General features: G+C 71.1%; 15 protein-coding genes and 1 tRNA gene. 4 read left to right on the forward strand and 12 right to left on the reverse strand.

All coding sequences use genetic code 11. The annotated features are described in order from the left end of the window. The coding region (locus tag BZL64_RS33990; RefSeq protein ID WP_244205657.1) for a Gfo/Idh/MocA family oxidoreductase at positions 1 to 449 on the forward strand (449 nt) is incomplete at its 5' end. Then, positions 446 to 958, forward strand: coding sequence for a heme-degrading domain-containing protein (locus tag BZL64_RS33995; RefSeq protein ID WP_086772940.1), 513 nt, complete (start codon positions 446 to 448; stop codon positions 956 to 958). The genes BZL64_RS33990 and BZL64_RS33995, both read left to right, overlap by 4 nt. A gap of 31 nt (positions 959 to 989) precedes the next feature. Here the strand turns inward: BZL64_RS33995 and BZL64_RS41985 are convergent, their stop codons facing one another. The 4 genes from BZL64_RS41985 to BZL64_RS42275 all read right to left on the reverse strand — a co-directional run bounded on the left by BZL64_RS41985 (position 990) and on the right by BZL64_RS42275 (position 3,543). After that, entirely contained in the window at positions 990 to 1,121 is a 132-nt protein-coding gene (locus tag BZL64_RS41985; protein ID WP_279634638.1) for a hypothetical protein, read from the reverse strand. Between the two features lie 256 nt (positions 1,122 to 1,377). Continuing rightward, positions 1,378 to 2,235 carry a fumarylacetoacetate hydrolase family protein gene (locus BZL64_RS34000; RefSeq protein ID WP_086772941.1) on the reverse strand — a complete coding sequence of 286 codons (858 nt, stop codon included), beginning with the start codon at positions 2,233 to 2,235 and terminating at the stop codon, positions 1,378 to 1,380. Between the two features lie 162 nt (positions 2,236 to 2,397). After that, a complete protein-coding gene (locus BZL64_RS34005) occupies positions 2,398 to 3,111 on the reverse strand; it encodes a YidC/Oxa1 family membrane protein insertase (RefSeq protein ID WP_086772942.1) in 714 nt (237 codons plus the stop codon). A 102-nt stretch (positions 3,112 to 3,213) separates the two neighbouring features. Then, a complete protein-coding gene (locus BZL64_RS42275) occupies positions 3,214 to 3,543 on the reverse strand; it encodes a DUF6412 domain-containing protein (protein WP_425276100.1) in 330 nt (109 codons plus the stop codon). Between BZL64_RS42275 and BZL64_RS34010 the strand changes: the two genes are divergently transcribed. Both BZL64_RS34010 and BZL64_RS34015 read left to right on the forward strand, forming a co-directional pair. Continuing rightward, positions 3,436 to 4,275, forward strand: a complete 840-nt coding sequence (locus BZL64_RS34010; RefSeq protein ID WP_425276101.1) for a S1C family serine protease — start codon at positions 3,436 to 3,438, stop codon at positions 4,273 to 4,275. The genes BZL64_RS42275 and BZL64_RS34010 overlap by 108 nt on opposite strands. 85 nt (positions 4,276 to 4,360) lie before the next feature. Continuing rightward, a tRNA-Ser gene (locus BZL64_RS34015) sits at positions 4,361 to 4,445 on the forward strand. A gap of 137 nt (positions 4,446 to 4,582) precedes the next feature. On the opposite strand, the gene BZL64_RS34020 is transcribed toward BZL64_RS34015, so the two are convergent. From BZL64_RS34020 to BZL64_RS34055, 8 genes are all read right to left on the reverse strand, one after another. After that, complete coding sequence (locus tag BZL64_RS34020; protein WP_086772943.1) at positions 4,583 to 5,959, reverse strand: tyrosine-type recombinase/integrase; 1,377 nt, start codon at positions 5,957 to 5,959, stop codon at positions 4,583 to 4,585. 61 nt (positions 5,960 to 6,020) lie between these two features. Continuing rightward, complete coding sequence (locus tag BZL64_RS34025; RefSeq protein ID WP_086772944.1) at positions 6,021 to 6,206, reverse strand: helix-turn-helix transcriptional regulator; 186 nt, start codon at positions 6,204 to 6,206, stop codon at positions 6,021 to 6,023. A 444-nt stretch (positions 6,207 to 6,650) separates the two neighbouring features. Next, a complete protein-coding gene (locus BZL64_RS34030) occupies positions 6,651 to 8,126 on the reverse strand; it encodes an ATP-binding protein (RefSeq protein WP_086772945.1) in 1,476 nt (491 codons plus the stop codon). Between the two features lie 2 nt (positions 8,127 to 8,128). Beyond that, positions 8,129 to 8,971, reverse strand: a complete 843-nt coding sequence (locus BZL64_RS34035; protein WP_086772946.1) for a bifunctional DNA primase/polymerase — start codon at positions 8,969 to 8,971, stop codon at positions 8,129 to 8,131. Continuing rightward, complete coding sequence (locus tag BZL64_RS34040; RefSeq protein WP_208639579.1) at positions 8,968 to 9,618, reverse strand: DNA cytosine methyltransferase; 651 nt, start codon at positions 9,616 to 9,618, stop codon at positions 8,968 to 8,970. The genes BZL64_RS34035 and BZL64_RS34040 overlap by 4 nt, the downstream gene beginning before the upstream one ends. Next, entirely contained in the window at positions 9,615 to 10,337 is a 723-nt protein-coding gene (locus tag BZL64_RS34045) for a DNA cytosine methyltransferase (RefSeq protein ID WP_086772950.1), read from the reverse strand. The genes BZL64_RS34040 and BZL64_RS34045 overlap by 4 nt, the downstream gene beginning before the upstream one ends. A gap of 86 nt (positions 10,338 to 10,423) precedes the next feature. Next, the gene (locus BZL64_RS34050) at positions 10,424 to 10,882 is read right to left on the reverse strand and encodes a hypothetical protein (protein WP_086772947.1); all 459 of its coding nucleotides are present in this window, start codon (positions 10,880 to 10,882) and stop codon (positions 10,424 to 10,426) included. Positions 10,883 to 10,893: 11 nt separating this feature from the next. After that, entirely contained in the window at positions 10,894 to 11,361 is a 468-nt protein-coding gene (locus BZL64_RS34055) for a hypothetical protein (protein WP_086772948.1), read from the reverse strand. Positions 11,362 to 11,563: the final 202 nt, after the last annotated feature.

Here is an 11,563-nt window from a genome sequence, read left to right on the forward strand (position 1 = left end):
TCGTGCGCCGCGCCGGCGCGGAGACCGACGACGACACGTTCCTCGCGCTCACCCACGCGAACGGCGTCCGCTCCCACCTGTACGCCTCCGCGACGACCGCCCAGCTCGGCCCGCGCTTCCGGGTGCTGGGGTCGAAGGCCGGCTATGTGAAGTACGGCCTGGACCCGCAGGAGGCGGCGTTGCGGGACGGCGAGCGGCCCGGCCCCGGCTGGGGCACGGAGCCCGAGGAGCTGTGGGGGCACGTCGGCGCCGGCGAGTCGCCGCTGACCGGCGGCGGAGACCCCGTGCCGACCCTGCCCGGCGACTACCCGGCCTATTACGCTGCGGTGGCGAAGGCCCTTGCCGAGGGCGGCCCCAACCCGGTGACCGCCGCGGAGGCGGCTGCCGCGCTCGACGTGCTGGAGGCGGCCCGCCGTTCGGCACGAGACGGAATGGCGGTGCAGCTGTGACGCACGAGATCACCCCCAGGTTCACCCCGGAGATCACCCCTCCGCTGGAGGAGCTGCAGGCGCAGGAACGGCGCCTGGTCTTCCGCCAGTTCACCTTCGACGACGCCTGGGCGCTCGGCTCGCTGCTGGTGGAGCTGGCCCGGGAACGGCAGGCCCCGGTGGCGATCGACATCCACCGGGCCGGCCAGCAGCTCTTCCACGCGGCCCTGCCCGGCTCGGCCCCCGACAACGACGCCTGGATCACCCGCAAGCGCCGGGTCGTGGAGCGCTACGGCGCCTCCTCCTACCTGGTGGGCTCCCGCCACCGCGCCAAGGGCACGACGTTCGAGGAGTCCTCGCGCCTGGACCCGGACGAGTACGCGGCCCACGGCGGCTCCTTCCCGATCAACGTCGAGGGCGTCGGCGTGATCGGCGCGGTGACGGTCTCGGGCCTGCCGCAGCTGGAGGACCACAGGTTCGTGGTGGAGGCCCTGGAACAGTTCCTGGAGAAGCACCAGGGTCTGCGCTGACGCGACGCGAGGGGGGCACTGGTCCCCGCGCTCAGTCCCCGCACTCCTCCCAGAAGTCCGGCGTGCCGTGGGAGAGGACCAGGCCGTACGACTCGACCAGCTCGCAGTCGTTCTGCTGGGTCCACTGGTAGGCCAGGAGCGTCCAGATCACGGCCACGATCACCGCGACGATCCCCGGCACACTCCAGCGGGACCGCCCCTCGGGACCCGGCCCGCCGCTCCCGGGAGGGCGCGGGGGCGGGCCCGAGGGCGGCTCCTTGGGAGGTTCCCAGCCAGGTCCCTGGTACCCCGGCGGCCGCCACCCTCCGCTGTTGTTCGGCATACGCCCAGTATCCGACCAACGGGTGGCGTCAACTACCCCTGAGACCAAGCCGGTTGCTCTGAGGACCACCGCCCGGACACGCGCGGGGGACGCCCCGTCAGGCGGGCTTCAGTTCCTGCCGCTGCCGTCCCAGTCCCTCGATCTCCAGCTCGACCACGTCCCCCGCCCGCAGGTACGGCTTCGGCTCGGGCTTGCCGAAGGCGACGCCCGCCGGGGTTCCCGTGTTGATGACGTCTCCGGGGTGGAGGACCATGAACTGGCTGACGTAGCGCACGACTTCACCCACGGGGAAGATCTGCTCGGCGGTCGTCCCGTCCTGCTTCAGCTCGCCGTTGACCCAGAGCCGCAGCCCGAGCGACTGGGGGTCGGGCACCTCGTCGGACGTCACGAGCCAGGGGCCGAGCGGGTTGAACGTCTCGCAGTTCTTCCCCTTGTCCCACGTGCCGCCCCGGTCCATCTGGAACTCCCGCTCGGAGACGTCGTGCGCGACGGCGTACCCGGCGACATGCGCGAGCCCCTCCTCGGCGGACTCCAGGTAGCGGGCGGTACGGCCGATGACGACCGCGAGTTCGACCTCCCAGTCGGTCTTCGTGGACCCGCGCGGCACGAGCACGGTGTCGTACGGGCCGACGACCGTGTCCGCGGCCTTGAAGAAGATGACGGGCTCGGCGGGCGCCGGGGAGCCCGTCTCGCGGGCGTGGTCGTGGTAGTTCAGCCCGATGCACACGACCTTGCCGATCCGGCCGACCGGCGGTCCGACGCGCAGCCCGGTCGCGTCCCGTGCGGGCAGTTCGCCGGACTCACCGGCGGCACGGATCCGGCCGAGGGTCTCGTCGTCGGCGAGCAGTGCGCCGTCGATGTCGTCGACGAGGCCCGACAGGTCCCGCAGGGTCCCCTCGGCGTCGAGCAGCGCGGGACGCTCCGCACCCGCCGTACCGACTCGCAGCAGCTTCATGGTCAATCTCCCTCGATCGCGGGCGCGCCCGCCGACGGGTGCAGCCACCGGAGGACTGGTCGATCCTCCGATCCGGACGTCCACTCCGCAAGACCCCGTTCACGTACTGGACCGTCACTACGGCCCCCTCGGGCCCCGTCACCGTCACCGTCACCGTCACCTTCACCTGTAGAGCACCGCGCGCTCGACCACGCTCCAGGCCGTGCTGGTGACGACGTACAGGGCGGCGGCCAGCGGTACGACGGCGACGGTGACGAGGGTGAAGAAGGACAGGAACGGCATCACCTTGACGACCGCGCCCAGGCCGGGCGTCCCCTCCTCGACCGTCGCCGCGCTCGCGGCCGTCGTACGCCGGGCGAGGCGGTAGCCGAAGGTGGCCACGGCCGCGACGACGGCGAACAGGGCGAGGTAGACGATCCCGGCCCCGCCGAACATCCCGCCGGCGGCGAGGGCGTCGGTCCAGCGGTCGCCGAGGGGCGCGTCGAGGAGCCGGTGGGTGAGCAGGCCGTTGGTCTCGCCGCCGATCGTGGAGTGCGAGAAGACGTAGTAGAGGAGGAGGAAGGCGGGCGCCTGGAGCAGGCTGGGCAGGCAGCCGGACAGCGGGGACACCTTTTCCTCGGCGTGCAGTTCCAGCACGGCCCGCTGGAGCTTCTCCGGGTCGCGCGCGTGCTTGCCGCGCAGTTCGGCGATCCGCGGCTGGAGCGCGGCCCGCGCCTTCTGGCCGCGTGCGGCGGCCCGTGACAGGGGGTGGACGAGCAGCCGGACGAGCGCGGTGAACAGGATGATCGCGGCAGCGGCCGCGGAGGCGTGGAAGAGGGGTTCGAGCACGTCGGCGAACCGCTCGACGAGGTGGACGAAGAGAGAGAAGACGGACATGGGTGAGGAGCCCTCCGGGGGTCTCGTCGTGCCGGGACGTGGATACGGCGGCATGACGGCCCGCGCGGGCGCACGGAGTTGAGGGGTGTGGTGCGGTGTGCCCTACGCGACGGCCGTCGGGAGGGCGGGTCCCGGTGCCCTGGGCCGGGGCCGTCCGGAGGCGTCGGGATCGCGCTGCGGCAGGAAGGCCGTACGGCGGTCACGGTCGCGGATGGCCGTACGCACCCGGGTACGGGGCACGGCGGGGGCGCAGCGGGCCGCGGCGAGGGAGCAGACGGCGAGGGCGGCACCGGCACCGGCTTCGTCTTCGACACCCAGGGCCACATCGTCACCAACAACCACGTCGTCGCCGACGCCGTCGACGGCGGCAAGGTGACCGCCACCTTCCCGAGCGGCAAGAAGTACGACGCCGAGGTCGTCGGCCACGCCCAGGGCTACGACGTCGCGGTCATCAAGCTGAAGAACGCCCCCTCGGACCTCAAGCCGCTCACCCTCGGCGACTCCGACAAGGTCGCCATCGGCGACTCGACGATCGCCATCGGCGCGCCCTTCGGCCTGTCCAACACCGTGACGACGGGCATCATCAGCGCGAAGAACCGCCCTGTGGCCTCCTCCGACGGCACCGGCAGCAGCGCCTCGTACATGAGCGCCCTCCAGACGGACGCCTCGATCAACCCGGGCAACTCCGGCGGCCCGCTGCTCGACGCGCAGGGCAACGTGATCGGCATCAACTCCGCGATCCAGTCCACCGGCAGCGGCGGCCTGGGCGGCACCGCCCAGTCCGGGTCGATCGGCCTGGGCTTCGCCATCCCGATCAACCAGGCCAAGTACGTCGCCCAGGAGCTGATCAAGGACGGCCAGCCGGTCTACGCCAAGATCGGCGCCTCCGTCTCCCTGGAGGAGTCCACCGACGGCGCGAAGATCACCGACCAGGGGGCCGGCGGCGCCGCGGCGGTCGAGGCGGGCGGCCCCGCGGCCAAGGCCGGCCTCAAGCCCGGCGACGTCATCACCAAGCTCGACGACACGGTGATCGACAGCGGCCCGACTCTCATCGGCGAGATCTGGACCCACAAGCCGGGCGACAAGGTCACGCTCACCTACGAGCGCGACGGCAAGACCCACACGGTCGACCTCACCCTCGGCTCCCGCAAGGGCGACAGCTGACCCCGGCCCCACCCCCAAGCCGACCCACACGCACCTGGCCACCCGTTACTCTTGTCCCCGCGTCACCCCTCACCGGGTGGCGCGAGGTGGGTTGCCCGAGCGGCCTAAGGGAACGGTCTTGAAAACCGTCGTGGCGCGAGTCACCGTGGGTTCAAATCCCACACCCACCGCGTAGCAGGTCAGAAGGTTGCAGGTCAGAAGGGGTGCCACTCTCCGGAGCGGCACCCCTTCGGCGTGACCTTGTCTCACCCTGATTCGCCGGTATCCCACATCTGACCAGCGCGTGCGGCCAACCTGCGGCCAGGAATCACGGCCCTTCTGCCTCGTCGTCGTGCTCTGCCAACCCCTGCTCGATCAGTGCGTTCATCTTTGCTTCCTCGCCGTCCAGCACCTTGGCGTAGTAGCGCTGGAGGACGGCGACGCTCTGCCCTGCGCGGCGGGCGGTCTCGGCAAGGCTCACCCCGGAGCGGAGCCAGAACGACACGCACGCATGCCGCAGGTCGTAGGGGATGGCGGCCAGGGGCGAAGCCACCTGCGCGGCGGTGAGCGCCTTTCTGCGAGCCTCCTTCCACGCCGCGCCGTACTCCTGCGACCGGATAGGGCCCCCTCGCACGGCGCTGAACAGGCGTCCTTCGGCCGTGGTGCCGCACGTGTCCAGGTGGGTGCGCAGGATGGCGACCAGGACAGGAGGAATGGGCACGGGCCGGACCGCCCGGCGGGCGCGGTGCTTCAACTGCCGCTCCTCGTACGGCTTTCCGTCATCCGTCCAGCCGGAACCCACCTGCGGACGGGCGCCGGCGAGCAGGAGCCGCCCCCATCCCTCCTCAGGCAGGTCGCACTGGTCAGCACTCAGCATGGACACCTCCTCCGGCCGCATGGCGGCGTAGTAGATGCATGCGAAGAACCCGACCAGGTGGGCGCCGCGCGGTCCCTGCGCACGGACCGCGTCCAGCAGTGCCCGCGCTTGTGCGGGCGTAGCGACGCTGCGCACGTCCAGCTCCTCTACCGCCTGGGGCGTCTCCCAGTGCACGCGGTGCAGGGGGTTGCCCGGCAACAGTTCTTGCTCCACTGCCAGGCGCAGGCAGTTGCTCAACACGGCCCGACGGCGCCGGAACGTGTTCGCGGCGGCCGGCTTGCCATCCTGGCGACTGGCCAGGTGCTCCAGGATTGTGCGCATGCGCTTGGCGCTGTCCAGGTCGACCACGGCTGGCGCGTTCCGTTCCACCCATGCCAGTGCCTTGGCCTCCGCCTCCGGCGGGTCCTGGTCGTGGCGTCCGACGTTGAACGCCCACTGGTAGAGGGCCCGGCGCAAGATCTCATCCGCCGGGCGTCCCTTGCCGGTCGGGCATACGGCCATCGTGGCGATGGCGAGACTCTCCGCGATGCTGGCGCGGTGCTTCGCTGCCGCAGTCGGCCACTTCCGCGCGACGTGCGCGCGAGCATGGGCGTACCAACTCGTGCGGTTGCGCTCGCGCACCTCCGACACGGGAAGTCCCGACTCGGTGTCGAACGGCTCGCCCTTGCGGGTCGCGGTCAGCAGCTCCGCGCGGCGGGCGTCCGCGAGTGTCTTGGTGGCGAACCTTTCCTGATACTCCGTCCCGTCTACCTGCCAGCGGAGTTGGAACGGAGCCGCCTTGCTCGGACGCTTCCGGACGTTCCAAATGCGCACGTCGTAGCTGTGCATCGTGCTCCCTCATGGGGAAGGGACCCCACCGCGCGGTGGGGTCCCTTCGGTCGGTCTACGGTCAGGCTGCGATCTCGTGCTTGGACCACCACGCGTCCAGGTCGCTGCGGCGGCAACGGATCTGCCCGTTCGGCAGCTTGATGAGCTTCGGAGCCGTGCCGCGGGCGCGCATCCGGTAGAAGGCGGCGCGGCTCATCTCGATCTCTTCGAGGACTTCGGGGAGTTTGAGCATCTTGGGGCGGGCCACGGTGCGACTCCTTCGAGGCTGCGGGGCGTTGCGTGTGTCCGAGGTGCGGATTTCTGCGTCATTGCGTCATCACCGTCATTCAGGCTGCTGACCTGCGGCTTTGTGTGACGTAGCGGCTCGATCGTGCGTCATCGCAGCGTCATGGGCTGCGTCATCGGTGACGTAGCCCATGACGCAGATGACGCAGGATGACGCAGAGTCGGCCGTCTGCGTCATGCCTGTAGCCGCAGGTGGGGGGCCGTTTTCCGTCCCGAATGACGCACATGACGCAGCGCTTCCTTCTTAAGACAAAGGAGGGGGCGTCTGTTGTGGTCGGTGGCGCCTCACATCGTGAAGAAGGAGCCGCTGCGCGGCGCGACCTGGGGCGGCTTCGCCGAACAGCAAGAGGAGCACGCCCTGCCGATGGTGGTGCTCCTCTTGCTTGTCCGGGGGTGAGCGGGCGGGTCAGTGCATCCGCTGCTGCTCGTGCGGGGCGGGGGCGGCCCGGCGGGTCATTTCGAGGTAGCGGCCCGCGCTGGTGCGGCCGGTGTCGATGAGGACACCACGGGCGGCCAGCGTGGGCTGGAGGCGCTTGAGCCGGTCGGAGAGGACTTTCCCGGTGGTCGGCCACCCCTTGGGTAGGGGGCGGCAGTCCTCGCCCGCGTAGAGGAGGCTGAGGCAGTGCAGCCACTCGGTGGAGGTCATCCGCTGCGCCGCGCCCGGTTCCATGGTGTCGGCGTGCCTGAGAACGGTCTGGGCGAGGAGGTCACCCTCGATCACGTCGTCGTTCAGGTCGTCCAGGCTGGCCCGGTAGGCGGCGAGCGCTCCGAGGCCGGTGGCCGCGTCGAGCTGCGCGCACAGGTGGGCGAAGTCGGCCATGCGAAGGTCGGTGGGCGTCTCCGCCTCGGCTGCCCGGACCTTGACCGTGAGGTCGAGGAGGGAGCCGAGAACGACGGGGAGAACCTCCGCGTAGTCCAGCCACAGTTCCGCCTCGGTGCGCCGGATGCTGGGCCGTTCCAGGCGCAGCGGCAGGAGCCGTTCGGCGAGGTCGGGACGGATGACGCCGACGTCGATGCCGGTCAGGAGCAGGGGCCGGCGGTAGCCGACGCGGAAGACGTCCCCGTCGGTGAACAGGGCGCGCTTGACGCTTTCGGCGCCGGTGACGATGCAGCACATGGCGTCGGACAGGTCCGGGGTCATGTGGGAGAGGTTGTCCAGGGCGGTGACCCATCCGGCTGCCACCGCTGCGATCAGGTTCTCTTCGTCCTTCGGCGCCCGGCGCAGGTCGCCGCTCATCCCCTCGATGATCCGGACGAGCATCCGGCCCCCGGTGGACTTGCCCGCGCCCTGCGGGCCGGTGAGGAACGGTGCGGGCACGGGAACGGACGGCCCCAGGCAGCCGATCAGCCACGCGATGGCCAGGCATTCGGTCTCCGCGTTGGCGAAGTTGCACAGCCGCATCAGCAGGTCGATGCCCTTGCCGTCGGTGTCCTTGACGGGCAGGGGCAGTTCGCCGGTGAGCTGGGTGCGCCGCCAGCAGACTTCGCGCGGGTCGGGGGTGAGGATGTCCCAGCCGGTGGGGTGGATACGGACGGACTGACCGTCGTCGCGTCCCAGGTCCAGCCACGTCGCCCCGTCGTATCCGGGGGCCACGCGGATGTTCACGGGCTGCACGTCCTCCGACAGTGCGAGCGCTTCGATCAAGTCCAACGCCTCCTTGAGTGCGGTCCCGTTGAACACGCCGATCCCGTCGCGGAACAGGCCGACCATGAGTTCCTGGCGGTGACTGCCGGTGGTGCCCTGGGAGCGGATCGGGCGGGCGACGGGGTGGCCGTTCTTCTGCGCGTACACGGTTCCGTCAGCGGTGCGGAAGTACCGGAAGTGCGCCTGCGCGTAGTCGGTGATGACCTCGCGGGCGGGGTTCTTCTCGTCGTCGGCCATGGTCACAGTCCCAACTGCGTGCGGGCGTTGGCCCACGCGTCGGTGCAGTGCCGGGGAGATTCGCCCTTGGCCTGCGCGGCGGTGAACAGCCGCGCGGTGTCCGCCTCGGTGAGGCAGCCGCACCGGCCGTGCGTGGACAGCACCGCGAGGAACGTCCGGTAGACGGTGGCGTGGATGCCGTCGCGGGCGGCGGTGATGCGCTGCTCGGCCATGGCGAGGCCACGCTCCAGGTAGGTCGGCGTGCGGTGCGGGCACACCCCGCCCCCGACCCTCGCGGGCACCGTGACGGCCGTCGTTCGCACTGTGGCGGGCTGCTTCACGGTCAGCGCGCGCACGACGTCCGGCAGCGCCGTGAGGGTGCCGGTGCCGGGACCGAGCCAGCGGGCGTACTGCATGGCCGACTTGACGTCCACGCCGGGCCGGACCGCGTTGGCGGACTGCATGACGCCCTGGTAGAGCCAGTGCTCACCACGAGTGGTGGGCACGATGCGGGTGGCGAGCAGGGTTTGACGGGCCCACCGGATGGCTTCCGTGCTGTCCAGGTCGACGACGGTCAGGCCGGCGCCGCCGGGGTGGTAGGCCACCGTCGCCGCCTCGCGCCACGCACCTGCCCACGTCGGTGCGTTGATGACGTGGGGGTCGGTGGTGGCGGCGGCCCAACCGTGGCAGGGCGCTGGGCAGGTGCAGGGGCCGGGGGCCTTCATGTTCGGCCGGCCGCCGCACGCGTTGCGGGTGCAGGCGGGGCAGTTGCCGAACGGCACCTTCCCGGCTCGTAACGGCAGCACCGGCACACCGGATGCGGCCAGGGTCAGCGCGGTCCGCAGAGGTTCGGACGGTGTGGTCATGCGGCGGCCCTCCCTTCGAGGGCGAGGAACTGGGTGGCGATCCACTGGGCGTAGGCCGGGGGGACGGCTTTGCGGGCTTCGAGGTTGGTCATCCAGGTGCAGCCCATGGCGTCGGCGTAGGCACGCTCGCCCTTGTGCTCGAAGGCGAGCAGTCCTTTGCGGTGCCAGCAGGGCGCGACCAGGTCCCCGCCCCCGCCCCACGACGTTTCGAAGTCGCGGTGGCGGCGGACGTTCAGGCCGAACTGCGTGCCGCACAACCGGTAGTCCGGCCGCAGCAGGCCCGCGGCTGCCGTCTCGGGGACGTTCTCCATCACCCACGGTCGCCCGGTCGCCTGCATCACCTCACGGCCCGGTCCGATCAGGTCGGGGTGGTTGTCGGGGTTGCCCCGCCACCTGGTGACGTTCGCGTAGCGCTCGCACGGCCAGGAGCCGTGGACCAGGTCGAAGGCGTGGCCGTGGTCGGCGGTGTAGTCGAGGCCGTCGGCCCGGACGAAGGGGAAGGGGTAGTTGGGCTGCGGGCGGATGTCGACGCCGACGACGTCGAACCCGGCCAGGTAGTAACCCATCGACAGGCCCCCGGCGCCGCAGCACACGTCCAGCACCCGCAGGCCGTTGGGCCGCCGCAGCGGCAGCACACGCGCCATCATGCAGCCACCTCCAGCGTGGGGGCGAGGGCTGCGCGACCGATGTGCTCGGTGTAGGCGGGCGGGATCGCCTCGGTCAGCTCCTCGCGCACGTTCGTCCATGTGATGCCCATGGCGGCCTGCAACTCGGAGACGGTCGGCTTGCCGCCCCCGTTGCCGTACCCGGCGACGTAGGGGCCGTCGTAGAAGCGACCGTGCCGGTAGCCGCGCACCCGCCCTCGGTGCGGGACGTGCGCCGGCTGCTCGGTGCGCCAGCCGCCCAGCTCGAAGTTGCGGTGCCGAATGACACCGAGTCCGAACATCTCGCCGCACAGCGTGAGGTCTTTACGGATCTCCGCGCGGCCGTTGGGCTGCTCAATCACGTACCGCAGGCCCGTCCGTTCGAGCAGATCGCGGACGGGCGGGACCAGGTCGACGTGCGTGCGGCCCCATCCCTGGGATGCGTTGGTGCCCACGGTCAGGGCGCAACCGTGCTGGCACGGCGGGGAGGCGTGGACGAACGTGTACCGGCGGATCTCGCCCGTCGCGATCAGATGGGCGAGGTAGGCGAGCGCGTCGCCCCGGTGGTACGGGAACGGGTAGTTGGGCCGGTGGGCGATGTCGCAGCCGTGGACGGTGAAGCCGGCGCGGGCGTAGCCCATGGCGGCGCCGCCGGCGCAGGAGAACAGGTCCAGCAGTAACGGCCGCTCGCCGTCTCGCCGGATGTCGGTGGGTTGAGTCATGCTGGAGACCTCCACAGGTCATTGCGTGGCAGGTGGACAAGGGCAGCCCCGGTTCTTGGCGGAATGGGGGGCCGCCCTTGGCGTAGCTACTGGTGCTCGGTGGTCCAGCGGGCGTACTGCTGGCGGACGTAGGCGCGCGGGTCGCAGATGACGGCCGTCTCGTCCAGTTCCATGAGGCGGCGGGCGATGTCGAGGGCCTGTTCGTCGGTGGCGGTGCCGCCGGGGGTCAGGCCGCAGGCCATGCGGTCGACGACGGCGGCACGGCGCAGCCACCACTCGCGGTCGCGCTCGTGCGGCTCGCGCTCGCACAGCCAGTTCAGTTCGCTTGGGGCGTCCGGCGCGGCGGCGTAGGCGTCGACCGGGCCGGGCCACTCCGAGAGCGGCGGGATGGGGCTGTCCGTGTGGTCGGCGAAGAGGTAAATGCGGTTCTGCGTGCCGTCGTGGGTGGGGTGGACGGTGATGGTTCCGGCGGTGAAGGCGCCGTCGAGGGCCTTGACGATGCGGTTGGTGTCGTCGGTGGCGCAGATGACTCGGATCTCGAACACGTGGGCTCCTGTCAGCCGTTGAAGCGGTTGCGCTTGAACGTGGCCTTGCGGATGTGGAAGGTGTTGCCGCCGCTCGCGCCGTTGCGGGCGCTGAACACCTGCACGGCGATCCATCCGCCGAAGAGGACGGCGGCCAGCGTGATGAGCTGAGCGATCAGCGCGGTGAGTGCGGTGATGAAGGTGGTGAGCATGAGCAGTCCGCCGCAGACTGCGAGGAACCCGACGCCTCCGAGGGCGACGTTCACCGCCGCACTGGACACGGCCGGCTTGGCGGCGAGCGGAGCGGGCTGCGTGTGCTCGACGGCGTAGCCGGTGACGACCCGCCCGTCGGGCAGGATCACGCTTGCCACCGCCGGAACGGCGGCGGGCTGCACGGGAACGAGCGGTGCCGCGTACGGCGCGGCGGGGGTGAGCGGGATCGGCTGGTGGACTTCGGCGGCCCGCACGACGGGCGGGTGGCTGGTGGTGCCGGGGTGCATGGGTGGTTCCCTTCCGGTGCTCGGTCGGGGCGGCGGGCAGGGCCCGCGATGTGTGCTGTGGAGGGGTTGGGCAGGGGCCGGTCGTTCCCCCTTTACCGGCCTTACCTTGCAGTTCAGAGGCCCCTACCTGCCCCTCTACCGGGGTAAAGAGCCCCCTCTACTCCGGGCAGGCCGCGGCGGGTCGCGCGCGCGGCCGGGTGGA

It is taken from the genome of Streptomyces bobili (assembly GCF_002154575.1).
Classification (GTDB): domain Bacteria; phylum Actinomycetota; class Actinomycetes; order Streptomycetales; family Streptomycetaceae; genus Streptomyces; species Streptomyces bobili.